The 23,256-nt window shown below is 73.1% G+C and carries 16 protein-coding genes and 1 riboswitch; of the genes, 9 read left to right on the top strand and 7 right to left on the bottom strand.

The annotated features are described in order from the left end of the window. Positions 1 to 302 precede the first annotated feature (302 nt). The gene (locus tag ACFW01_RS00260; protein ID WP_125492766.1) at positions 303 to 656 is read left to right on the top strand and encodes a hypothetical protein; all 354 of its coding nucleotides are present in this window, start codon (positions 303 to 305) and stop codon (positions 654 to 656) included. On the opposite strand, the gene ACFW01_RS00255 is transcribed toward ACFW01_RS00260, so the two are convergent. Together ACFW01_RS00255 and ACFW01_RS00250 are read right to left on the bottom strand one after the other, a co-directional pair. Continuing rightward, positions 634 to 1,671: a tellurite resistance/C4-dicarboxylate transporter family protein gene (locus tag ACFW01_RS00255; protein WP_384501836.1), complete on the bottom strand. Its 1,038-nt coding sequence runs from the start codon at positions 1,669 to 1,671 to the stop codon at positions 634 to 636. The genes ACFW01_RS00260 and ACFW01_RS00255 overlap by 23 nt on opposite strands. Positions 1,672 to 1,698: 27 nt before the next feature. Continuing rightward, positions 1,699 to 2,895 carry a C40 family peptidase gene (locus ACFW01_RS00250; RefSeq protein ID WP_234955294.1) on the bottom strand — a complete coding sequence of 399 codons (1,197 nt, stop codon included), beginning with the start codon at positions 2,893 to 2,895 and terminating at the stop codon, positions 1,699 to 1,701. 8 nt (positions 2,896 to 2,903) lie between these two features. Beyond that, positions 2,904 to 3,078: riboswitch (cyclic di-AMP (ydaO/yuaA leader) on the bottom strand. Between the two features lie 231 nt (positions 3,079 to 3,309). Here ACFW01_RS00250 and pcrA point away from each other — a divergent pair. Then, complete coding sequence (gene pcrA, locus ACFW01_RS00245) at positions 3,310 to 5,799, top strand: DNA helicase PcrA (protein ID WP_384501834.1); 2,490 nt, start codon at positions 3,310 to 3,312, stop codon at positions 5,797 to 5,799. Between the two features lie 100 nt (positions 5,800 to 5,899). Here the strand turns inward: pcrA and ACFW01_RS00240 are convergent, their stop codons facing one another. Both ACFW01_RS00240 and ACFW01_RS00235 read right to left on the bottom strand, forming a co-directional pair. Further along, a complete protein-coding gene (locus tag ACFW01_RS00240; protein ID WP_234955290.1) occupies positions 5,900 to 7,585 on the bottom strand; it encodes a M23 family metallopeptidase in 1,686 nt (561 codons plus the stop codon). 196 nt (positions 7,586 to 7,781) lie between these two features. Beyond that, positions 7,782 to 8,783, bottom strand: a complete 1,002-nt coding sequence (locus ACFW01_RS00235; RefSeq protein WP_384501832.1) for an esterase/lipase family protein — start codon at positions 8,781 to 8,783, stop codon at positions 7,782 to 7,784. 532 nt (positions 8,784 to 9,315) lie between these two features. On the opposite strand from ACFW01_RS00235, the gene ACFW01_RS00230 reads away from it, so the two are divergent. Next, complete coding sequence (locus ACFW01_RS00230) at positions 9,316 to 9,732, top strand: cobalamin B12-binding domain-containing protein (RefSeq protein WP_234955286.1); 417 nt, start codon at positions 9,316 to 9,318, stop codon at positions 9,730 to 9,732. A 55-nt stretch (positions 9,733 to 9,787) separates the two neighbouring features. Here the strand turns inward: ACFW01_RS00230 and ACFW01_RS00225 are convergent, their stop codons facing one another. Together ACFW01_RS00225 and ACFW01_RS00220 are read right to left on the bottom strand one after the other, a co-directional pair. Next, a complete protein-coding gene (locus ACFW01_RS00225) occupies positions 9,788 to 11,416 on the bottom strand; it encodes a DUF5691 domain-containing protein (protein WP_384501830.1) in 1,629 nt (542 codons plus the stop codon). 296 nt (positions 11,417 to 11,712) lie between these two features. Next, positions 11,713 to 13,071: an SWIM zinc finger family protein gene (locus tag ACFW01_RS00220; protein ID WP_384501828.1), complete on the bottom strand. Its 1,359-nt coding sequence runs from the start codon at positions 13,069 to 13,071 to the stop codon at positions 11,713 to 11,715. A gap of 131 nt (positions 13,072 to 13,202) precedes the next feature. On the opposite strand from ACFW01_RS00220, the gene ACFW01_RS00215 reads away from it, so the two are divergent. From ACFW01_RS00215 to sucD, 6 genes are all read left to right on the top strand, one after another. Beyond that, on the top strand, positions 13,203 to 14,327 hold the full coding sequence (locus tag ACFW01_RS00215; protein WP_234955281.1) for an AAA family ATPase: 1,125 nt from the start codon (positions 13,203 to 13,205) through the stop codon (positions 14,325 to 14,327). 153 nt (positions 14,328 to 14,480) lie between these two features. Further along, positions 14,481 to 16,928 (top strand): DUF5682 family protein, encoded by a 2,448-nt coding sequence (locus ACFW01_RS00210; RefSeq protein WP_384501826.1) that lies wholly within the window; start codon positions 14,481 to 14,483, stop codon positions 16,926 to 16,928. Next, on the top strand, positions 16,925 to 18,094 hold the full coding sequence (locus ACFW01_RS00205) for a VWA domain-containing protein (protein WP_384501824.1): 1,170 nt from the start codon (positions 16,925 to 16,927) through the stop codon (positions 18,092 to 18,094). Before ACFW01_RS00210 ends, ACFW01_RS00205 begins: the two co-directional genes overlap by 4 nt. 171 nt (positions 18,095 to 18,265) lie before the next feature. Continuing rightward, positions 18,266 to 19,225 (top strand): hypothetical protein, encoded by a 960-nt coding sequence (locus ACFW01_RS00200; RefSeq protein WP_384501822.1) that lies wholly within the window; start codon positions 18,266 to 18,268, stop codon positions 19,223 to 19,225. A gap of 595 nt (positions 19,226 to 19,820) precedes the next feature. Continuing rightward, complete coding sequence (gene sucC / locus ACFW01_RS00195) at positions 19,821 to 21,005, top strand: ADP-forming succinate--CoA ligase subunit beta (RefSeq protein WP_125495374.1); 1,185 nt, start codon at positions 19,821 to 19,823, stop codon at positions 21,003 to 21,005. Between the two features lie 28 nt (positions 21,006 to 21,033). Continuing rightward, positions 21,034 to 21,918: a succinate--CoA ligase subunit alpha gene (gene sucD / locus ACFW01_RS00190; RefSeq protein ID WP_384501820.1), complete on the top strand. Its 885-nt coding sequence runs from the start codon at positions 21,034 to 21,036 to the stop codon at positions 21,916 to 21,918. Positions 21,919 to 22,027: 109 nt separating this feature from the next. Here the strand turns inward: sucD and ACFW01_RS00185 are convergent, their stop codons facing one another. Further along, a complete protein-coding gene (locus ACFW01_RS00185) occupies positions 22,028 to 23,209 on the bottom strand; it encodes a helix-turn-helix domain-containing protein (RefSeq protein WP_384501818.1) in 1,182 nt (393 codons plus the stop codon). Between the last annotated feature and the right edge of the window lie 47 nt (positions 23,210 to 23,256).

Genomic DNA, 23,256 nt, shown 5'->3' with positions numbered 1-23,256 from the left:
ACTCCGGCCGTGCCGGGTCGGCTCCGGTCCGCTCCGGCTGCCTGGAGGAGGACGCTAGGCGCGTCGGTAACGGTCCGGTGACGGGATGCGCGGAAGTGGCGGTACCGGATCGGCCCGCGTACGCATCTGACCGCGTGCCCGTCCGGCGGCCGTCGTCTTCACGCGGGGTGATGACCGAGCCGGCCGATCGGGGGCGGTTGAGGGACCTGAGCTGTTATGGGACGCATATATGCGCCGGGTCGTCCCGCCCGTGGCCGGGCCGGTGGCGGACCGTGTCGGGCCGCTCATTAGGCTCCGGCCTCATGGACGTACTCATCCACCTCTTCGTCGGTCTGCACATCATCGGCATCGCCGCGCTCCTCGGCGGCTTCCTGACCCAGATGAAGGCGATGGGCCGGGGCACGGCCCGCTTCATCCCCGCGATGCTGCACGGCGCGCTGACGATGCTGGTCACCGGTGTCGCCCTGGTCGGCCTCAACCAGGCCGACGACCAGTCCGTGGACAACCTCAAGATCGGGGTGAAGCTCGCCCTGCTGATCGTGATCCTCGGCCTGGTCTACGTGAAGCGCGACGACGAGAAGGTCGACAAGCCGCTGTTCGGCCTCGTGGGCCTGCTGACCGTCGCGAACATCTTCATCGCGGTGCTGTGGACGTGACGGCGGAGGCACCCGCGCCCGCAGACCGGGCCCCGGCCCGGGCCTGGGCGACCGCTCCCGCCGCGACCGCCAGCCACCCGGCCACCGCGATCCACAGCAGGACCTGGCCGGGTGTGTCCAGCCACGCGAGGTCGATCGCGGCGGCCACGGAGAGCGTCGCCGCCGCCGTCATGCCGAGCGGGAAGGCCGTCGACCAGCGCCGCACGTCGTAGCGGAGCCGCGGCCAGACGAACTCGGCGACCAGCAGGACGACGTACCAGGCGAGGTCGAGGGTGAGCAGGAAGACGGTCACGTCGTGCAGCACGGCGCTGTCGTCGGAGTTCCACAGGTACATGCCGGTCCCGGCCGCCGCGATCAGTTTGGCGCCGGCGAGGGCCGAGATGGCGAGCGCGCCGCCGGCCACCCAGTGGTCACCGGAGCCCAGCGCCACCTGCCGCAGATCGAAGCGGAACAGCGCGATCAGGTAGAGCACGATCCCCAGCCAGAACGGCACCAGCGCCGCGTGCGCCAGCCAGGGTGTCGAGGTGACCGCGGAGAGCGTGGCGCCGAGCACCGCCAGCCCCTCCGTGGCCACGCACCCCAGGAACACCGCCCCCGGCATCCTGCGCCCCCAGTGCCGCACGACCAAGAGGATCAGCACCGGCCACAGGAGCGCCGCCAGTGCCAGCAGCGCGGCGGCCAGGGGCGTCCAGCCGTGCAGCGCGAACCGGGTGCCGAGCACGGTGGTCGCGGCGACCGCGGTGAGCGCGCCCGGTGTCCCCGCCCGCGTCAGCCACTGCGGGCGTTCGACCAGCAGCAGGTAGACGAAGTTCGCCGCCAGGGTCAGCCAGGCGGCGCTGGCCAGGAACAGCGCGATGCGGGACAGGACCTCGTGTCCCGTCAGATGCAGGGCGACCGACAGGATGCCGGTCGCCATCACCGCGGCCCCGGCCGCCGGTGGACGCTGCGCCCACCAGGCGCGCAGGGGGAAGGGGAGAGTGCCTGACGACGTGCCTGGTGACGTACCTGACGACATGCTCCCGATGCTAGAGAGCCGCGCCGGTCAGGCGGGTCGCACCACGCTGTGGATCGACGACTCGCCGTCGTAGTAGATCGACTCCTCGCGGACGTACGCGCCCGGCTTCGGGGCGTGGATCATCATGCCGTTGCCGATGTAGAGGCCGACGTGGCTGAGGTCGTCGTAGAAGAAGACCAGGTCACCGGGTTGTGCCTGGGAGACGGGGACGGTCGTTCCGGCGTTGACCTGGTCGTACGTGACGCGCGGCAGTGTCACCCCCGCGGCCTTCCAGGCGGCCTGGGTGAGGCCGGAGCAGTCGTAGGAGCCGGGGCCGGTGGCGCCCCAGACGTACGGCTTGCCGATCTGGGCGCGGGCGAAGCCGAGCGCCTTCTCGGCCTTGGTGCCGTACGACGAGTCCGGCGTCGAGGAGCCCGACGAGCCGCTGCCGCCGGACTCCGAGGAACCGGAGGAGGTGCCACCGCCGCTCTCCTGCCGTGCGGCCTCCTCCCGCCGCTCGCGCTCCTCGGCCTGCTGCCGGGCCTGCTGCTCGGCCAGCTCCGCGGCCTTGCGGGCGGCCTCCTCCTGCTTCTTCTTCTCGATCGCCGCGAGCCGGGCCTTCTCCTCGGCGGTCAGCTTCGAGAGCAGTTCACGGGCGGTGGCGAGCTTCTTCTGGACGGTCGACTTGGCCGTCTTCAGGTCCTTCTGCGAGCCGGTGAGCGTCTCCAGGCTCTCGGCGGCCTCCCGGCGCTTCTTCATCGTCTCGGACTGCTGCGTGACGTAGTCGTCGACCGCGGTCTTCTGGCGGCCGGTGAGCCGGCCCATCAGCTGGTTCTGGTCGAAGTACTCCTGCGGCGAGTCCGCGAGCAGGAAGGTCGCCGTCTCCGGGACCGCCGTGCCCGTGCGGTACTGCGCGGAGGCGAAGGAACCCAGTTCCTCGCGCGCGTCGTTGAGCTTCTGGGTGCGCTGGGCGACGTCGTCGAGGAGGGTGTCGACCTTCTTGCGCTGCTTGGCGGTCTTCTCCTTGGCCGCGTTGTACTTCTCGGTGGCCGACCCCGCCTGGCGGTAGAGGTCGTCGACCTTCTTCTCGACCTCTTCGAGGCTCGGCCTGTCGTCGTCCGACGGCGTGGCGTTCGCCGTCTGGGACAGCAGGGCGACGGAGGTCAGGGCCGCCGTGGCGAGGGCCGGGGTCCGTATGCCCGCGACGCGTGAACCGGTGGGGCGCGACTTGCGGTGCGACGCCAAGGAGGCGCTCCTTCCAAGTGCTCCGCCTACCGGGTTAGCTGTCGGGTTCGGGCGGCACGGAAGGGTTGCCCTACGGCGGACCGTCCTCGCGGGAGGCGGTACGGCCGATTCACCCCAAGTTCTCGGTTGGGTCCCCGGCTCCGGGCGCCGTGGCGGGCACGTCGGACTCGGCGGAGGCCGCGCGGCCCGGCGAGGTTCGCCGGAGGGGGTCGTTCGGCCTGCCCGCACCGTAGCCAACTCGTGTGGCCGCTGTGAAGGTTGGTGGGTGATATGCCCGATACATTTTCGTTACCTCGGCGACGGGTGTCACTCTTCGTATCCCGGCACGTCGCAGGGCGTACCGGTGTGAGGTGTCCCGGCCATTTTCCGGGGTGGCGCCGGGTTGTCGGTGGGGCGCCCTAGACTCGGAGAGCGATGAGCAGCCTCTTTGACGACAGCTTCCTGGCGAGCCTCCAGACCCCCCGGGGTCATGAGGAGGAACCCCCGCCGCCGCCCGAGGACGGTCACGGACCGGAGCCGGTCCCGCACGACCTGTTCGGCGGGAAGTTCGACGCGCCCCCGGAGCGCGACCGGTACTACCGGGACGGCGCCCCGCGCCCCGCCCTGGACCCGGCCGCCCTCCTGGACGGGCTGAACGACAACCAGCGCGCCGCCGTGGTGCACTCCGGCTCCCCGCTGCTCATCGTGGCCGGCGCCGGCTCCGGCAAGACCCGCGTGCTCACCCACCGCATCGCCCACCTGCTGGCCGAGCGCGGCGTCCACCCGGGCCAGATCCTCGCGATCACCTTCACCAACAAGGCCGCCGGCGAGATGAAGGAGCGCGTCGAGCAGCTCGTCGGCCCGCGCGCCAACGCGATGTGGGTGATGACCTTCCACAGCGCCTGCGTCCGCATCCTGCGCCGCGAGTCGAAGAAGCTCGGCTTCACCTCGTCCTTCTCGATCTACGACGCCGCCGACTCCAAGCGGCTCATGGCGCTGGTCTGCCGCGACCTCGACCTGGACCCCAAGCGCTTCCCGCCCAAGTCCTTCAGCGCCAAGATCAGCAACCTGAAGAACGAGCTGATCGACGAGGAGGACTTCGCCGCCCAGGCCGCCGACGGCTTCGAGAAGACCCTCGCCCAGGCGTACGCCATGTACCAGTCGCGGCTGCGCGAGGCCAACGCCCTCGACTTCGACGACCTGATCATGACGACGGTCAATCTGCTCCGCGCCTTCCCGGACGTCGCCGAGCACTACCGCCGCCGCTTCAGGCACGTCATGGTCGACGAGTACCAGGACACCAACCACGCCCAGTACGCCCTGGTGCGCGAGCTGGTCGGCGGGGCGTCGGAGCACCCCGTCGACGTGCCGCCGGAGGCCGAGGTCCCGCCCGCCGAGCTGTGCGTGGTGGGCGACGCCGACCAGTCGATCTACGCCTTCCGCGGCGCCACCATCCGCAACATCCTCCAGTTCGAGGAGGACTACCCGAACGCGACGACGATCCTCCTGGAGCAGAACTACCGCTCCACTCAGACCATCCTCACCGCCGCCAACGCGGTCATCGAGCGCAATGAGTCCCGCCGGCCCAAGAACCTGTGGACCAACCAGGGCGCCGGCGCCCAGATCACCGGGTACGTCGCCGACACCGAGCACGACGAGGCCCAGTTCGTCGCCGACGAGATAGACCGCCTCACGGACGCGGGCGAGGCCAAGGCCGGCGACGTCGCCGTCTTCTACCGCACCAACGCGCAGTCCCGTGTCTTCGAAGAGGTCTTCATCCGCACCGGGCTGCCCTACAAGGTCGTCGGCGGCGTCCGCTTCTACGAGCGCAAGGAGGTCCGGGACGTCCTGGCCTATCTGCGGGTGCTGGCCAACCCCGAGGACTCGGTGCCGCTGCGCCGGATCCTCAACGTCCCCAAGCGCGGCATCGGCGACCGGGCCGAGGCGATGATCGACGCCCTGTCGCAGCGGGAGAAGATCAGCTTCCCGCAGGCGCTCAAGCGCGTCGACGAGGCGTACGGCATGGCGGCGCGCTCCGCCAACGCCGTCAAGCGGTTCAACACGCTCATGGAGGACCTGCGCACCATCGTCGAGTCCGGCGCCGGACCGGCCACCGTCCTGGAGGCCATCCTCGAACGCACCGGCTACCTCGCCGAGTTGCAGGCCTCCACCGACCCCCAGGACGAGACCCGCATCGAGAACCTCCAGGAACTCGCGGCCGTCGCCCTGGAGTTCGAACAGGAGCGCGCCGAGGGCGAGGAGGCCGGCACCCTCGCCGACTTCCTGGAGAAGGTCGCCCTGGTCGCCGACTCCGACCAGATCCCGGACGAGGAGGACGGCGACGGCGTCGTCACCCTGATGACCCTGCACACCGCCAAGGGCCTGGAGTTCCCGGTCGTCTTCCTCACCGGCATGGAGGACGGCGTCTTCCCGCACATGCGCGCCCTCGGCCAGGCCAAGGAGCTGGAGGAGGAGCGACGGCTGGCGTACGTCGGCATCACCCGCGCCCGCGAGCGGCTCTACCTGACCCGGTCCACCCTGCGCAGCGCCTGGGGCCAGCCCTCCTACAACCCGCCCTCGCGCTTCCTGGAGGAGATCCCGGCCCCCCACCTGGAGTGGAAGCGCACCGGTGCGAACGGACCGGCTCCGTCCGCGCCGGTTTCGGGAGTGGCGGCCTCGCTGTCGTCGTCCCGTTCCCGTTCCTCGGCGTCGGGCGCGTCCGGCTTCGCCACCCGCCGGTCCGCCGGCGCGGAGCAGCCGACGGTGTCCCTGGCGGTCGGCGACCGCGTCACGCACGACCAGTTCGGGCTCGGGACGGTCGTCGGGGTCAAGGGCACCGGGTCCAACGCCGAGGCGACCATCGACTTCGGCGACACCAAGCCGAAGCGCCTGCTGCTGCGGTACGCGCCGGTGGAGAAGCTCTGACGGTGCCGGGACCGGCCGCGCGGGGCCCGGGCTGCGGCTCGGGTCCGCGGCCGGGCGGCGCACACCCCGGGGGCGGGCCGACGGCTGAGACGCCGCGCCGTTACTGCGGGTTGAGGCCGTGGCTGCGCAGCCACGAGAGCGGGTCGATCGCCGAACCGCCCGAGGGACGCACCTCGAAGTGCAGGTGCGGGCCGGTGGAGTTGCCCGAGTTGCCGGAGAACGCGATGGCGTCACCGGCTTTGACGGTCGTACCCGAGGGAACCTGGTAACTGGAGAGGTGGCAGTACCACGTCTCCGTGCCGTCCTTCGCCGTCACGATCATCATGTTGCCGTACGCGCTGTTGTACTGCGTCCGGACGGTGCCGTCGGTCGCGGCCATCACCGTCGTCCCGTACGACACGGGGAAGTCGATGCCGCTGTGCACGGACATCCAGTTGATGCCGGCCTGCCCGTAGTACGCGCTGAGGCCGTGCTGGGCCACCGGGAGGGCGAACTTGGGGCGCAGCCGCTCCTTGCGGGCCGCCTCCTCCGCCGCGCGCTTCTTCTCGGCGGCCTGCTCGGCCTTGAGGTCGATGCGCTCCTGCGTCCGGCTGGCCCGGTCGGCGAAGTCGTCGGCTCCGGCGGCGAGGCTGGTGAGCTGGGTGTCCAGCTTGTTGTTGGCTGTGGACGGCTTCACCGGCGCGGCCTGCTGCTCGCCCGGGTCCGCGGCCGCCGCCGTGGTCTCCGTGCCCTCGTCGCCGGTGAGGCTGCCGACGGAGGCGGCCGCGATACCGGCGACGCTCATCACGCAGGCCGACGGCACGGCGATGGTCAGCAGCGCGGAGCGCTTGGCGGGCTGGCGGCGCCGGGAACGCGCCCCGGCCCGGGAGGCGCCGCGCGCGGCCGGGATGTGCGGGGCCGGGGTGACCTCCTCCTGGCCGTCCAGGAGTGCGGTCACGGTGGGGAGTTCGCCGGTGGCGGCCGACTCGCCCTCGTGCGGGGCCGGTTCGTCCCCGGCGGACAGGATGTCCGGGGTGGCGTCCTGCGCTGCCGCGGGCTCCGCCGGGTGCGCGGTGGTGCCGTCGGAGTTCCACTGGGTGGCGTCGTAGGCGCCGGTGTCGAACGTGCCGGTGGCGAAGGCGTTGGCTTCGAAGGTGGCCGTCTCGAAAGCCGTCGCCTCGAAGGTGGCCGTCTCGAAGCCGGCGGTCTCGTCGAAGGCGGCGGTCCGGAAGGCGCCGGTGTCCAGGGTGCCGGTGGTGTAGGCGCCGGTCTCGAAGCTGCCGGTCTCGAAGGTCTGCGTGCCCCAGTCCCACTGCTGGGTCCCGTCGGCCGGGGTGCCGGACGGATCCGGCTGGGTCCAGGCGCCGGTGTCCCACTGCCCGGTGGCCTCGGCGCCCGTGGCCTGAGGCTGCGCACCGGCGGGCTCCTGGTAACCGGCCGTCCACGCGGTCGCGTCGTAGGGCCCGGAGTCGTAACCGGTGTGGTGCTGGGCGGCGTACGCGTCGTAGTGCTGCTGCCCGCCGCCGTCGGGCCACTGGGTGGTGTCGTAGGTGCCCGTGGTGCCGTACGAGCCCGTCGTGTCGTAGGTGCCCGTGGCGTGGCCGGGCATGTTGCCGAAGAGGGGGTCCGCGTCGAAGGCCGCGGGGGCGGGGCCGTTGGTCGGAAAACCAGTGGTGTCGTAGCCGCCGTACGTGGTGAGGTCGCCGTACTGGGCCTCCCCTGTGCCGTACGACGCGTAATGCGCCGACGCGGCGTCGGAAGCCGGAGCCGGGGTGGTCATGGTCCCCGACGGGTGACGGTCGTTCACCAACTTCTCTTTCGCCTCGACAACAGGGGCTGCCAGAGCAGTGCGGCGACTGTACCCGGCGGTATACGGGCACGACAATCTTCGTCAGGTTTCGCTGGCGCAGGAAACGGGCAATCGGCCGTGTTTTGGGGGACGGCGGGCACGAGTTTGGCTTTTTGTTCGAGCAATGTTCGATGCTGAACGGGTTGTTTCGGAGTCAGGCGACCGTCAGACCACCGGCCCGTCCGCCCGATCCCGCTCGTCCACCGGATCCCGCTCGCCCGTCCGATCCCGCTCGCCCGTCCGTCTCCGCGCCGGTCTCCGCCTCGACGGCGTCCAGTGCCTGCCGGATCCCCGTGGCCACGGCGGGGTGCACCGGCAGTGCCAGGTGGCCGACGCCACTCACCCGTACGTTCTGCACGGTCAGGTCGGGATGGTCGAGGCAGGCCGTCTCCAGCGGGTCCATCACCCGGTCCAGGTCGCTCCAGAAGCTGACGAACTGCGTACGGCAGCCGGGCGTGGGCCGGGACAGCTCCTCGATCACCGCCGACCCGGGGCGCATCTGGCGCACGATCGGGTGCGCGTTGGCCAGCGGGACCACGCGGGTGCCGGCGTGCGGGGTGCCGAGCGTCACCAGCGTCCGGACCCGCAGGTCACCGCCGAGCCGCTGCACGTAGTACCGCGCGATCAGCCCGCCGAGGCTGTGCCCGACGACATCGACGCGCTCGCTGCCCGTGCGCTCGCAGATCTCCTCGACATGCCGGCCGAGCAGCTCGGCCGCCGTGCGGATGTCGCAGGTCAGGGGCGAGTAGTTCAGCGAGTCGACCTGGTGCCTGCCGTGCTGGGCCAGGCTGCGGCGCAGCAGCAGGAAGACCGAGCGGTTGTCGATGAAACCGTGCAGCAGGACGACCGGCGTACTCGCGGGGGCCGGGAGCCGGGGGGCCGGCGGGGAAGGCTCCGGGTCCCGTGAGCCGACGGAGGGGAGGGGCAGGGAGGGGCGGCGCTCCTGGATGATCCCCGAGGGGTAGAGGAGCACGTGCCCGGCGAGGATCGCGACCTCCAGGGCGCTCGCCTTAAGGAGGGTCAGCGAGAGCCCGGTCAGACGTCCGGGCAGGCTCGCCAGTTCCGACAGTCCCGGGATTCCCGGCAGGCCGGGCAATCCCGGGAGGAGACGCTGGAAAAGCGGAAGAAGGGGCAGTGCTGTCGTGGTGACCTTCATGGGGCCGACCTCCGTCCGGCACGCGCAGGGACGCCTCTGTCCCCCGTGTGCCCTCGTTGGAGTGCCGTGACACCGGTGTCTGGCGATGTTCGTGAGGTTTACCCGGATGGGTGTGCCGGCGTGCGGTATCCGAGCCAGGGGTGTCCCGTGGGTCTGGTCTGACCTGTGGGTTTCGCCTGGCCCGTGGTGTCGGCGATACGGCGACGAGGCCCGCTGCTTCCCCGTCCCGCCCTCGCTGCGGCTCTCCGTGCGCGTGATGCCGCCGCGCCCCGGTGCGGTGCGCGGCGAACGTGTCCCACCGTGTGATTTCCCCCTCTGTATCCACCGCGAAACCGCCGGTTGCGGGATGCTGGAGATAACGTTCGTTCACTTCCCGGACGCCGTGGTGCGGGACCTGCGCGCCGCGAAGGTGCGCGCTTCGCGGACTCCGTGCACGCGTGCGGTTCTGAGTGCCGTGCTCCTGTGTACGGCGTCGGCGAAGTGTGCGGTACTTGTCGGTACGGATGGATGTAGTCGCTTCATGGAGGCAGTGATGGGTGTGGCAGCCGGTCCGATCCGCGTGGTGGTGGCCAAGCCGGGGCTCGACGGCCACGATCGCGGGGCCAAGGTGATCGCGCGGGCCCTGCGTGACGCCGGTATGGAGGTCATCTACACCGGGCTTCACCAGACACCCGAGCAGATCGTGGGCACCGCGATCCAGGAGGACGCCGACGCGATCGGGCTGTCCATCCTCTCCGGTGCGCACAACACGCTCTTCGCCGCCGTGATCGCGCTGCTGCGGGAGCGGGACGCGGCGGACATCCTCGTCTTCGGCGGCGGGATCATCCCCGAGGCGGACATCGCTCCGCTGAAGGAAATGGGCGTCGCCGAGATCTTCACGCCGGGTGCCACGACGGCGTCGATCGTGAACTGGGTCCGCGCGAACGTGCGGGAACACGCGGAGGCGTAACCGCCCCCCTCTCGGGCGGTCGTGGTGGGGGCGGCTCCCACGCGTGCGCCACGTCCTACCCCGCTGCCAGCTCCTCCGCCATCGCCGCCCGCAACCGCAGTGTCGTGACGAGCCGTTGGAACGCCTCCGCCCAGTAGCCACCGGCGCCCGGCGACGCGTCCTCCGACTCGTCCGGTATCGCCAGCAGGCCATCGAGACGGCCCGCCTCCGCGGGGTCGAGGCAGCGTTCGGCCAGCCCCATCACGCCGCTGAAGCTCCACGGATAACTCCCGGCGTCCCGGGCGATGTCGAGCGCGTCCACCACGGCACGTCCGAGCGACGGGGCCCACGGCACCCCGCACATGCCGAGCAGCTGGAACGCCTCGGACAGCCCGTGCGTGGCGATGAAACCGGCCACCCAATCGGCCCGTTCACCCGCCCTCAGCGTGCCGAGCAGCTTGGCCCGCTCGGCCAGGGACACCGCGCCGGGACCACCAGCCTCGGGCGCCGTGGGCGCTCCCAGCAACGCCCGTGCCCACGCCCCGTCACGCTGCCGCACCGCCGCCCGGCACCATGCCGCGTGCAGCTCGCCCCGCCAGCCGTCCGCCACCGGCAGGGCGACGATCTCCTCGGGGTCGCGTCCGCCGAGCCGGGCCGGCCAGGTCGCCAGCGGGGCCGCCTCGACCAACTGGCCCAGCCACCAGGACCGTTCGCCCCGCCCGCCGGGCGGCTTGGCCACCACGCCGTCCCGCTCCATACCCGCGTCGCACTCGTGCGGAGCCTCGACGGCGATCGCCGGATGGTCCGGGGCGCGGTCGAGGGACACGCAGGTCACGGCCCGGGCCGCCATCCGCGCGGCCAGCGCCGAGTCCGGCAGGGCCGAGAGCAGCTCCGCCGCCGTCGCCCGTACATTGCGGCTGCGGTCGGCCAGCGCCTGTTCCAGGAAGGGCTCGTCCGCCGGTGCGAGTCCGGTCCGCAGCGAGTCGAGGAACATCAGCCGGTCCTCGGCCCGTTCCGTCGCCCAGGTCGAGGCCAGCAGCCCGCGCGCGCCGGCCGGGTCGCGGGCGCGCAGGGACGCCAGCAGGGCGACCCGTTCGGCGAACAGGCCCTCGTCCCAGAGCCGCCGCACCCGGTCCGCGGCGTCGGGGCCGGGCGGCGCGGTCCCGCCGCCCGGCGCGGCGCGGAGGGCGAACCGCCAGTCCGGATTCAGCCGGGCCAGCCACAGGGCACGCGGTCCCGCGAACCGCAGCGCCGCCGGCCGGAGGTCCGTGCGCCCGCGTGCCGCGTCCAGCAGCGCCGGAAGCGCCTCGGGCGGCGCCGCGAAACCGCGCGTGTTGGCCGTCGCCAGCCACTGGGGCAGCAGCTCCATCAGATCGGGCGCGGCCCCCCGGCGCCCGCCGGCCGCGGCGCCGGGCCGGTCGGCGAGCAGCATCGTGAGGCGCCGGGCGGCCGCGGCGGGCAGGGGAGGGCGCGGATCATCGGGAGCCGGGTCGGGGCGCCGCGCCGCACGGGCCGGCCGCAGCCCGGCACGGCGACGGACGGTCTCCGCGGCCGCCGCGTCGAGCAGCGCGGCCGGCGCACCCGGTCCGGGCTCGCTGCCCGGCGGCGTACGCCGGTCCGTGCCGAGCAGGGCGGCGGTGACGAGTTCCTCCCAGGAGGCCGTCGTCGGCGATGGTGTGCTCGGGGGAGTGGGTGTGCTGGTCATGCGGTTCCCCTCTGGTTCCCTCTGGTGTCCATGGCCTGGGGCGGGTCGGTGGGGCGTGGGGCGTTCAGTTGTCGGCGTGGGACCTGGCGGGTGCGGGCGCCGGGCGTTCAGGTGTGGGCGCGGACCCGGCGGGTGTGGGCCCGGGGGGGCAGGTGTGGGTGTGGACCCGGCGGGTGTGGGCCCGGGGGGGCAGGTGTGGGTGTGGACCCGGCGGGTGTGGGCGCGGGGCGTTCAGGTGTGGGCGTGGGACCCGGCAGGTGCGGGCGTGGGACGCGCCGGTGCCGACGCCGGGCGGGTCAGTGCAGCGGCACCGCCGGACCGGGGCCGGTCGGCCAGGCCGTGAGCGGAGTGAAGCCCCGGTGGCCGCACTCGCCGAAGACCGTGACGGGCGCGCCGCCCGACAGTGCGGCCAGCCGCCAGATGCCCGCCCGGTTTCCGGCACCCGGTACGAGCGGCAGCGCGGTGTCGTCGTCGGCGTCCGCCAGCTGCCACGCGTCGCCGTCCGGCACCGGGACGACGCGCCCCAGCGTCAACGGGACCGAGTCCAGCCACGGGTCGTCGCTCAGGGCCTCGCCGAACCGGGCGGCGGCTCTGGACGTGGTCACTCCTCTCGGGCGTGTCTCCGTGGTCGCGGGCTGGGCGAACCGCCGCCCCAGGGCCGCCCGCTGCTGTCCGGCGCCCGGATACGCCGACACCTCGGCCTCCAGCGTCAGCCCCACCGGCAGCGCCAACTCCGGTGCCCTGCCCGCGGCACCGTAGGAGAGGAGCAGCGCGGTCCGGTCCGTCTCGGTGCCGTACAGCCAGATGCGGCGGGTCGTCAGCCGCGCGTCCGCGGCGTCGTACTGGGCGAGGACCAGCCAGCGGTCCCGCACCGGCGGACCGTCTGCGGAGGCCGGCAGGCCCACGCGTGCACGGACGGTCGCCGCCAGTCCGTCGGGCAGGCTCTCGCGCCGCAGCCAGCCCTGGTCGAGCAGGTGGAGGAGGGCGCACTCCTCCAGCAGCCGGACCGGCCAGCCGGGGCCCGACGACGGTATGGAGCCCAGCTCCCGCACGCGTGCGGCCAGACCCGGGGCCTGGGCGTCGACCATACGGGCGGCCGTCTCCTCCCACAGTCCGTAGCCCGCCTGCTCGGCGCCGGCCAGACCGCCGCGCAGCAGGTCCGCCAGCCGCTGCTCCAGCTCCGTCGCGCCCGCGGTGATCCGCCCGGCCCGCTGCAGGGCCCGGCGCCGCGCCGCCTCCGGATCAGCCGTCCCGGACCCCCGTCCGGGCGCCGCGCCCGTCCCCGCTCTCCCCTCCCCGCGCTCGCGTCGTCCGGCGAGCCACCGCTCCGCCCACTCGGGCGCTGTCGCCCCCGGCGCCGCGACGCCCCCGCCCGACCAGAGCAGCAGCAGCCCCAGCGCGTGCTTGCACGGGAGCTTGGGACTCGGGCACGCACACCGGTACGCGGGCCCGGACCCGTCCGCGACGTCGACGACCGTCCGGTACGGCTCGCTGCCGCTCCCCTTGCACAGCCCCCACACCGCCCCCTCGTCGGAACTCCCCACCCCGGACCACGGACCGGCCGTCGCCAGCCTGCCGCCCGCCGCACGTGACGCGGCGTCAGGTGCCAGTGCCAGCACCTGGTCCGTGGTCCAGCGCACCCCCTGCTGAGTCATGACACCGAAGGTAGATCCTCCCACTGACAACGCCCCCGGCGAGAGCGTTTTCACTGGTCAGAGCTATTGTCAGTGGCGTGGTGCACCGTGGATGACAGATCGAACCGGCCGAGCTGGAGGGGGAATCAGCCATGCCTGTGTCTGTGGAAGCGATGTCCGTGGAAGCGATGTCCGGAGTGGAGAGGCTGCGGCCCCACGCAGAGCAGGCCTTCGGGGCCGAACTGGCCGCGCTGGCCGCGCAGGACGACCGTCCGCGCCCGGCCCGCTGGAAGCTGTCGCCCTGGGCCGTCGCCACCTACCTGCTCGGCGGCACCCTGCCCGACGGCACCGTGATCACCCCGAAGTACGTGGGTTCGCGCCGCATCGTCGAGGTCGCCGTCAGCACACTCGCCACCGACCGCGCCCTGCTCCTGCTCGGCGTGCCCGGCACCGCGAAGACCTGGGTGTCCGAGCACCTCGCGGCTGCCGTCAGCGGCGACTCCACCCTGCTGGTGCAGGGCACCGCCGGCACCCCGGAGGAGGCGATCCGCTACGGCTGGAACTACGCGAGGCTCCTCGCCGACGGCCCGAGCCGCGACGCCCTCGTGCCCAGTCCCGTCATGCGGGCGATGGCGGACGGCGCGACCGTGCGGGTGGAGGAGCTGACCCGCATCCCCGCCGACGTGCAGGACAGCCTGATCACCATCCTGTCGGAGAAGACCCTGCCGATACCGGAGCTGGGCCAGGAGGTGCAGGCGGTCCGCGGCTTCAACCTGATCGCCACCGCCAACGACCGCGACCGCGGGGTCAACGACCTGTCCAGCGCCCTGCGCCGCCGCTTCAACACCGTGGTGCTGCCGCTGCCCGAGAGCGCCGAGGCCGAGGTCGAGATCGTCACGCGCCGCGTCGACCAGATCGGCCGCTCCCTCGACCTCCCCGCGGCCCCCGACGGCATCGAGGAGATCCGCCGCGTCGTCACCGTCTTCCGCGAGCTGCGCGACGGGCTGACGGGCGACGGGCGTACGAAGGTGAAGTCGCCCAGCGGCACCCTGTCCACGGCCGAGGCGATCTCCGTGGTCACCGGCGGTCTGGCGCTGTCCGCCCACTTCGGTGACGGGGTGCTGCGGCCCGGCGACATCGCCGCGGGCATCCTCGGCGCGGTCGTCCGCGATCCCGCCACCGACCGCGTCGTCTGGCAGGAGTACCTGGAGACGGTCGTCCGGGAGCGCGACGGCTGGCAGGACTTCTACCGCGCCTGCCGCGAGGTGAGCGTGTGAAGGGCACGGAGGCGTGGACGAGGACGCGGCACCGAGTGGAGACGCGGGTGGCCGGCGCCACGGGCGACGACGAGGACTCGACGTGGGCACGCAGGCTGCGGACTCAGGGGCGGGGGACCCGGCGTCGGCGGAGCGGTGGGCGAGGGGGACGGTGTGACGGGCACTGACCGCGGAGCGGCCGGCGGCGCGCTCGGACCGCTGCTGCTGGGCGTGCGTCACCACGGTCCGGGGTCGGCGCGGGCGGTCCGGGCGGCGCTGGAGGCGGCCCGGCCCGGGGTCGTGCTGATCGAGGGGCCGCCCGAGGCCGACGCCCTGATCCCGCTGGCCGCCGACGAGGACATGCGGCCACCGGTGGCGCTGCTCGCGCACGCCGTGGACGAGCCCGGCCGCTCGGCCTTCTGGCCGCTGGCCGAGTTCTCCCCGGAGTGGGTGGCCCTCCGCTGGGCCCTGGCACACGACGTGCCGGCCCGCTTCATCGACCTCCCGGCCGCGCACTCACTGGCCTGGCGGTCGCAGGAGGACACGCAGGGGGAGGACGCGGAGGGGGAGAGCACGGCGGGGAAGGACGCGGAGAGAGCGGGCGAGGAGCCGGAGGCGGGACCGGGGGACCCCACCTGCGCGTCGGCCCCCGAGGTCCGGGTCGATCCGCTCGCCGCCCTCGCCGGGGCCGCCGGTCATGACGACCCCGAGCGCTGGTGGGAGGACGTCGTCGAGCACCAGGGCCACGGGGGAGGCGACGGGGACGCGCTCGCGCCGTTCACCGCGCTGGAAGAGGCCATGGGTGCCCTGCGGGAGACCGGGGAGGGCGGCGGCCACGACGAGCGGGACCTGGTGCGGGAGGCGTACATGCGGCTCCAGGTGCGGGCGGCACAGCGGGAGTCCGCCCGGGGCGTCGCCGTGGTGTGCGGGGCGTGGCACGTGCCCGCGCTCCGGCGCAAGGTCACCGCCACCGCCGACCGGGCCCTGCTGAAGGGGCTGCCGAGGACCAAGGTGGACCTGACGTGGGTGCCCTGGACGTACCGACGGCTGTCCCGGTCCGGTGGGTACGGGGCGGGCGTCGAGTCGCCCGGCTGGTACGCGCATCTGTTCGGCGCGGCGGACCGGCCGGTCGAGCGGTGGCTGACCAAGGTGGCCGGGCTGCTGCGGGACGAGGGCCGGACCGTCTCCTCGGCGCACGTCATCGAGGCGGTGCGGCTGGCCGGGACGCTCGCGGTGCTGCGCGGGCGCCCGCTGGCCGGGCTGGGCGAGACGACGGACGCCGTGCGGGCGGTGATGTGCGACGGCTCGGACGTGCCCCTCGCGCTGGTCCGGGACCGGCTGGTGGTGGGGGACGTGCTGGGAGAGGTCCCCGCCGGGGCGCCCGCGGTGCCCCTGCAGCGCGACCTGGCCCGCCTCCAGCGTCGGCTGCGGCTCAAACCGGAGGCACGGCGAAGGGAGTTGGAACTCGACCTGCGCAAGGACACCGACGCGAGCCGCGGCAGACTGCTGCACCGGCTGCGGCTGCTCGGCGTCGGCTGGGGCGAGCCGGCCGCCTCCCGGGGGAGTACGGGGACGTTCCGGGAGACATGGCGGCTGCGCTGGGATCCGGAGCTGTCGGTGCGGGTCGCCGAGGCCGGAGTGTGGGGCACGACCGTGCTCGCCGCCGCGACCGCCAAGGCGGAGGCGGACGCCGTCACCGCGCGCGACCTCGCCGAGGTCACCGCGCTCGCCGAACGCTGCCTGCTGGCCGGGCTGCCGGACGCGCTCACGCCGGTGATGCGGATACTCGCCGACCGCGCGGCGCTCGACACGGATGTCGGCCACCTCGCGCGGGCCTTGCCGGCCCTGGTCCGCTCGTTGCGCTACGGCGACGTGCGCGGCACCGACACGGGTGCGCTGGCGGAGGTCGCCGCGGGGCTCGCCCAGCGCGTCTTCGTCGGTCTGCCCGCGGCCTGCGCGGCCCTGGACACCGACGCGGCCGACGAGATGCGCGGCCATGTGGACGCCGTGCACGGAGCGGTGGGCCTGCTCGGCGACACCCCCGCGCCGGGCCACGGCGGCCTGCGGTCCCGCTGGCAGGAGGTGCTGCGGACCCTTTCGGCGCGGGACCTCGTGCCCGGTGTCGTCCGGGGTCGTGCCGTGCGGCTCCTGCTGGACGACGGTGTGCTGGCGGCGGACGAGGCAGCGCGGTTCATGGGCCTGGCGCTGTCCCGGGGGACGCCGCCGGCGGACGCGGCGGCGTGGATCGAGGGCTTCGTCGGAGGCGGCTCGGGCGGCGGCCTGCTCCTCCTGCACGACGAACGGCTGCTCGCCCTGGTCGACGCCTGGCTGACCGGCGTGGCGGCGGAGGCGTTCACGGACGTGCTGCCGCTGCTGCGACGCACCTTCGCGGCCTACGAACCAGGGGTGCGCCGCGGCCTCGGTGAGCTGGTCCGGCGCGGACCCGGGGCGCGGGGCAGGGTGACCACGGCCGGCCCCGGGATACCGGGCTTTGCGGCCGATCTCGACACGGAGCGCGCCGACGCGGTGCTCCCGGTGGTCCGGCTGCTGCTGGGCCCGGAGGGCAAGGCCCCGGCGCGAAGCGGCACGGACGGCAACGACCTGGTGGGGGTGGACGCATGACGACCGAACCGGTGGGGTCCGACGCCGCGCAGGAGCGGCTGCGGCGGTGGCGGCTCGTGCTGGGCGGGGACCCGGCCGACGGCACCGGCCGCACGCTCTCGGGGCAGGACGCCGCGATGGACGGGGCGCTCACCGCGCTCTACGGGAAGGAGGCCGCCGCGCGGGGCGGACGGGACCGAGCGGCGGGGCTCGGCGGCTCCGCACCGGCCGTCGCGCGCTGGCTGGGTGACATCCGGACGTACTTCCCCTCCTCCGTCGTACAGGTCATGCAGCGGGACGCGATCGACCGGCTCGGTCTCGCCACGCTCCTGCTGGAGCCGGAGATGCTGGAGGCGGTGGAGGCCGACGTGCACCTGGTCGGCACCCTGCTCTCGCTCCACCAGGCGATGCCGGAGACGACGAAGGAGACGGCGCGAACCGTCGTGCGCAAGGTCGTCGAAGACCTGGAGAAGCGGCTGGCCTCGCGTACCCGGGCCACTCTCACCGGCGCCCTGGACCGCAGCGCCCGCGTCACCCGTCCCCGCCACCACGACATCGACTGGAACCGCACGGTCTCGGCCAACCTCAAGCACTACCTGCCTCAGTACGGGACGGTCGTACCGGAGCGGCTCGTCGGCTACGGGCGGGCGTCCCGGTCGGTGAAGAAGGAGGTCGTCCTCTGCGTCGACCAGTCGGGGTCGATGGCGGCATCGGTCGTGTACGCGTCGGTGTTCGGGGCGGTGCTGGCGTCCATGCCGTCGATGGAGACCCGGCTCGTCGTCTTCGACACGGCGGTCGTCGACCTGACCGACCAGCTGGACGACCCGGTCGACGTGCTCTTCGGCACGCGGCTCGGTGGCGGTACGGACATCAACCGGGCGCTGGCGTACTGCCAGTCGCGGATCACCCGGCCCGCGGAGACCGTGGTCGTGCTGATCAGCGACCTCTACGAGGGAGGCATCCGGGACGAGATGCTCAGGCGGGTCGCGGCGATGCAGGCGGCGGGCGTGCGGTTCGTGACGCTGCTGGCCCTGTCCGACGAGGGGACACCCGCCTACGACAGGGAGCACGCGGCGGCGCTCGCCGCGCTGGGGGCACCCGCGTTCGCCTGCACGCCCGACCACTTCCCGGAGGTGATGGCGGCGGCTATCGAGAGGCGGCCCCTGCCGATACCGGACGCCGGGTGACGATTTGCCCATCCGGGGTGGCCCAATTCCCGCCGCTGAAACGGACATCGCTACCCATCGGTAATGAAGGGCTTGTGCAAACCGCGGAGTCCCGTGCGAGGATCGCGCGTCATCGGCGCGTTGTTCGACGCGCGAGCCGTTCCGCCGCCGCACGGGAGGAATCTCCCCCTCTTGATCTGGTCAGCCGTCCTGCCCGGTGCCGCTCTGCGCGTGATGCGCACGGCGGCCGGGCGGCGTGCCCTGCACGTGGCGCTGCTGGTGGGCGGCTTGTTCGTGCTCGGCGTGGTCTGCGGGGAGCGGGCACAGGCGGCCGAGGGGACGCCCTCCCTGCGGGACACCGTGCGGCAGGTCGTCGACGTGCCGGCGGGGCGGCCGGCGCCGGAGGCGCGTGAGCCGGCCCTCCACCCGACGAAGGACGCGCTCTCCGCCGTCGGGGACGTGGTGGAGAAGACGACCGAGCGGCTGCCCCTGCTCTCCGCCGTTTCCGACGCGGACCCGGGCTTCTCCGACCCCGCGTCCTCCGCCCCCGGCTCCTCCGACCGCGGCTTCACGGACCCCGGATCCTCCGATTCCCCGGTCCCCACGTGGCCGTCGTTGCCTCCGCTGCCGGAGCTTCCGGACCTGTCCGGGGCCGGCGGTTCGGACGGTTGGGCCGACCCGTACCTTCCGGACGATCGCCGGTCGGGTCCGGCCGCGGCCGACGGCTCCGCGCACCCTTCCGACGGAGCCGGCACCTCCGACGCCTCCGAGGCCACCGAACCCCGCACCGCCGCCGCCGGCACCGGGCCCGGCGCCACCGACCACGCGGCGCACATCGGCCCCGCCCCCGCCCCCGCACCCGTGGCGGTCGTCACCGGCGCACAACCTCCGGTGACGCACTCCGGCGACCCGCGCCGCACCACCCCGGCGCCCACCGGCCCCACCCCCACCCGGCACGCGCCCACCGGCGCCCCCGACGGCGCGCTGGGTAGCGCGACCGGTGCCGACCAGGGGATGCCGCGTCACGGTGACGCTCACGCGGTGACCCCGCAGTACCGGATCCCTTTCCGGCTCGTCCCCGTGGTGCTGGAGCGTGCCGACACGGGCGAGACCCGGGATCCGTACCGGGACATCCCCGTCTCTCCCGCCTAGCCGGCGGAACCCTTCTGCCGCGAGCGCGCGTCTGAGGCCCCTGGGGCGGACGCGCCCGACGGGCGTCCGCCGGCGCGCTCGCGCCCTCGCCCTCCCGTACCTCCGCCCTACCCACAGACTCCGCGAAGCGGCAGCCCGAGACGGTCGAAAGCCGTCGGCCTCCCTCGGGCCGAAACTCCGCGGACGGGCCGGCCGGTCCCCATTGGGGTGGGGACCGGCCAGCCGCACACCGGAGACCCGCACCCTGCGGGCTCCGGGCCGACGGGCCTCACCGGGCCAACCCCAGCCCGGTGAGGCTCACCCGCCCCCCGCCCTGCCTCCCGCGCCCCGCACTGCCCGCCCCCGCACCCCGCCGAAGAGGCTCACATCCGGCACCGCGTGCCAGTGAGCGCGGCATCATGTGACAGGCATCACCGCTCAGGTGTGACCCACGATTTAGGGACCCCCGGCATGCGGCGATAACCTGCGAGACGGACATGCCGCGCGCTCGGTCACCGTGTGCGCTCCCCTTGTGACACAGCGGACGTCACGTTGCCCTTCGCGGCACGCCCACGCATCCAACGAACCGCGAGATCACTGATAGGGACGGAAGCGCGTGGACCTGTTCGAGTACCAGGCGAGGGACCTCTTCGCCAAGCACGATGTACCGGTGCTGGCCGGTGAAGTCATCGACACGCCTGAGGCGGCGCGCGCGATCACCGAGGGTCTGGGCGGCAAGTCCGTCGTCAAGGCTCAGGTGAAGGTCGGTGGCCGCGGCAAGGCCGGCGGCGTGAAGCTCGCCGCCTCCGCGGACGAGGCCGTCGCCCGCGCGACGGACATCCTCGGGATGGACATCAAGGGCCACACGGTCCACAAGGTGATGATCGCCGAGACCGCTCCGGAGATCGTCGAGGAGTACTACGTCTCCTTCCTCCTCGACCGTGCCAACCGCACCTTCCTCTCCATCGCCTCCGTCGAGGGCGGCGTGGAGATCGAGGAGGTGGCGGCCACCCGTCCGGAGGCCGTCGCCAAGACGCCGATCGACGCGATCGACGGCGTGACGCCCGAGAAGGCGCGCGAGATCGTCGAGGCCGCGAAGTTCCCGGCCGAGGTCGCCGACAAGGTCGCCGACATCCTGGTCAAGCTGTGGGACACCTTCATCAAGGAGGACGCCCTCCTGGTCGAGGTCAACCCGCTGGCCAAGGTCGCGGGCGGCGACGTCATCGCCCTCGACGGCAAGGTGTCGCTCGACGACAACGCCGAGTTCCGCCACCCCGACTTCGAGGCCCTCCACGACAAGGCCGCCGCCAACCCGCTCGAGGCGGCCGCCAAGGAGAAGAACCTCAACTACGTCAAGCTCGACGGCGAGGTCGGCATCATCGGCAACGGCGCGGGTCTCGTCATGAGCACCCTGGACGTCGTCGCGTACGCCGGTGAGGCGCACGGCAACGTGAAGCCCGCCAACTTCCTGGACATCGGTGGCGGCGCCTCCGCCCAGGTCATGGCGAACGGCCTGGAGATCATCCTCGGTGACCCGGACGTCCGCTCCGTGTTCGTCAACGTCTTCGGCGGCATCACCGCCTGCGACGAGGTCGCCAACGGCATCGTCCAGGCGCTGAAGCTCCTGGAGGACCGCGGCGAGAAGGTCGAGAAGCCGCTCGTCGTCCGTCTCGACGGCAACAACGCCGAGCTGGGCCGCAAGATCCTCACCGACGCCAACCACCCGCTGGTCCAGCGCGTCGACACCATGGACGGCGCGGCCGACAAGGCCGCCGAGCTGGCTCACGCCGCCGCCAAGTAAGCACTCAGGACGAGGACACCAACACACCATGGCTATCTGGCTCAACAAGGACAGCAAGGTCATCGTCCAGGGCATGACCGGCGCCACCGGCATGAAGCACACCAAGCTCATGCTCGGCGACGGCACCAACGTCGTGGGCGGCGTGAACCCGCGCAAGGCGGGTCAGTCCGTGGACTTCGACGGCACCGAGGTACCGGTCTTCGGCACCGTCAAGGAGGCCATCGAGGAGACCGGCGCCAACGTCTCCGTCATCTTCGTGCCGGAGAAGTTCACCAAGGACGCCGTCGTCGAGGCCATCGACGCCGAGATCCCGCTGGCCGTCGTGATCACCGAGGGCATCGCCGTGCACGACTCGGCGTCGTTCTGGGCGTACGCCGGCAAGAAGGGCAACAAGACCCGCATCATCGGCCCGAACTGCCCCGGCATCATCACCCCGGGCCAGTCCAACGTCGGCATCATCCCGGGCGACATCACCAAGCCGGGCCGCATCGGCCTGGTCTCGAAGTCCGGCACGCTGACGTACCAGATGATGTACGAGCTGCGCGACATCGGCTTCTCGACCTCCGTCGGCATCGGTGGCGACCCGATCATCGGCACCACGCACATCGACGCGCTCGCCGCGTTCGAGGCCGACCCCGAGACCGACCTGATCGTGATGATCGGCGAGATCGGCGGCGACGCCGAGGAGCGTGCGGCCGAGTACATCGCGAAGAACGTGACCAAGCCGGTCGTCGGCTACGTCGCGGGCTTCACCGCGCCCGAGGGCAAGACCATGGGCCACGCCGGCGCCATCGTCTCCGGTTCGTCCGGCACCGCCCAGGCGAAGAAGGAGGCCCTGGAGGCCGCGGGCGTCAAGGTCGGCAAGACCCCGACCGAGACGGCCAAGCTCGCCAGGGAGATCCTGAACGGCTGACCCGCCTTCCCGTACGACGCCGAGTGGGCCCGTCCTCCGCGAGGACGGGCCCACTCGGCGTACCGCCGGGCCGTTCGGCGTACCGCCGGGCCGTTCGGCCCACCGGCGGTCATTCGAGCCGTGGAGTCAGCCGCTCCGGCCCGTCCTGCAGCTGGTCGCGCAGCTTCTGCCGCAGCTCCAGTTCCTCGTCCGACAGCGCGCCCGGTGCCACCTTGGGCGGCACACCGCGCACCGTCTCGCCGGGGGAGACCGGCGGCTCGTAGTGCGTGGGCGCGGTGCGCAGGGCCAGCGCGGTGGTCCCGATGAGGGCGACGGTGAAGGCGATCGCCGCCCGGGTCCGGAACCGGGCCCGTCGTTCGCTGCCCACCCGTACCGTCGGCGGCTTGGCCGCGCGCAGCCGCTCGTTCGAGGCCACCTCGGCCAGCCGCCGGTGCAGCACCTCGGGGTCGGCCAGTTCGGGCAGCCGGCCGGCCATGGCCCTGCGCGCGTTCAGCAGCCGGTTGGCCGTGGCCGGCGTGCTCGCCTCCGTCTCCGCCGCCGTCTCGGGCAGGTCCAGACCCACACCGTCGTACAGCAGGAGCGTCCGACGGTGGCGTGGGGGGAGCCGCAGCAGGGTGTTCAGGAGCGTGCGGTCGCCGGGGTCGGCGGGCGGCGGCTCCGGGTGCCGGTGGCGCGGGCGGAACCGCTGCCAGGGCGAGAGCGCGTACTCGTACGCCACCGCCCGCACCCACCCCACCGGGTCCGGGTCGCGGGCCACTTCCGGCCAGTTCTCCCAGGCGGTCTGGAAGGCCCGCTCCACCGACTCGCGTGCCAGCTCCCGGCGTCCGGTCAGCAGGAAGGTCTGCCGTACGAGGGCGGGGGTGCCGAACTCGTACAGCGCGTCGAACGCCTGAGCGGGCGTCAGCGCGACCGGCTCCGGCTCCGGCACCGGTTCCGGCATCGGTTCCGGTCGCCTTTCCTGCTGCTCCTCCGTGGGCAGCGCCTTCGCCGGCAGGACGAGGCTGTCGGTGTCCTCGGCCGGGCTCCCGGGGCCGGTGCGGACGGCCACGACGACGGGCACCGGCGCCGGCTTCGCCGCTGCCGACTCCTGCTCGGCCAGGGTCTTCAGCAGTTCCGCGTACGCCTCCCGCTTCCGGCCGCGTGGTGTCGTGCGACCGCTCTCCCACGTACGGACCGTCGCGCGGGTGACGCCCATCCGGTCCGCGAGCTGAGTCTGCGTCAGCGAGGCCGCCTCGCGCAGGCGTCGGCGGGCCTTGGGAGGGGGGAGCGGGGTTCCAGGGCTCCGTGTCACAGGGCGCCCCTTCGTACGAAAAAGAACATAAACATATATTGGGCGAC

The sequence above is a fragment of the Streptomyces sp. NPDC058985 genome (assembly GCF_042740985.1).
GTDB lineage: Bacteria > Actinomycetota > Actinomycetes > Streptomycetales > Streptomycetaceae > Streptomyces.
This window is presented reverse-complemented; position numbering and strand designations above follow the sequence as displayed.

What these genes read in the sequence shown, in the direction of transcription:
- pcrA (WP_384501834.1), top strand. Translation starts at nt 3,310, where the DNA reads ATGAGCAGCCTCTTTGACGACAGCTTCCTGGCGAGCCTCCAGACCCCC.
- ACFW01_RS00215 (WP_234955281.1), top strand. Translation starts at nt 13,203, where the DNA reads ATGCCTGTGTCTGTGGAAGCGATGTCCGTGGAAGCGATGTCCGGAGTG.
- ACFW01_RS00260 (WP_125492766.1), top strand. Translation starts at nt 303, where the DNA reads ATGGACGTACTCATCCACCTCTTCGTCGGTCTGCACATCATCGGCATC.
- ACFW01_RS00220 (WP_384501828.1), bottom strand. Translation starts at nt 13,071, where the DNA reads ATGACTCAGCAGGGGGTGCGCTGGACCACGGACCAGGTGCTGGCACTG.
- sucD (WP_384501820.1), top strand. Translation starts at nt 21,034, where the DNA reads ATGGCTATCTGGCTCAACAAGGACAGCAAGGTCATCGTCCAGGGCATG.
- ACFW01_RS00205 (WP_384501824.1), top strand. Translation starts at nt 16,925, where the DNA reads ATGACGACCGAACCGGTGGGGTCCGACGCCGCGCAGGAGCGGCTGCGG.
- ACFW01_RS00235 (WP_384501832.1), bottom strand. Translation starts at nt 8,783, where the DNA reads ATGAAGGTCACCACGACAGCACTGCCCCTTCTTCCGCTTTTCCAGCGT.
- ACFW01_RS00230 (WP_234955286.1), top strand. Translation starts at nt 9,316, where the DNA reads ATGGGTGTGGCAGCCGGTCCGATCCGCGTGGTGGTGGCCAAGCCGGGG.
- ACFW01_RS00225 (WP_384501830.1), bottom strand. Translation starts at nt 11,416, where the DNA reads ATGACCAGCACACCCACTCCCCCGAGCACACCATCGCCGACGACGGCC.
- ACFW01_RS00255 (WP_384501836.1), bottom strand. Translation starts at nt 1,671, where the DNA reads ATGTCGTCAGGTACGTCACCAGGCACGTCGTCAGGCACTCTCCCCTTC.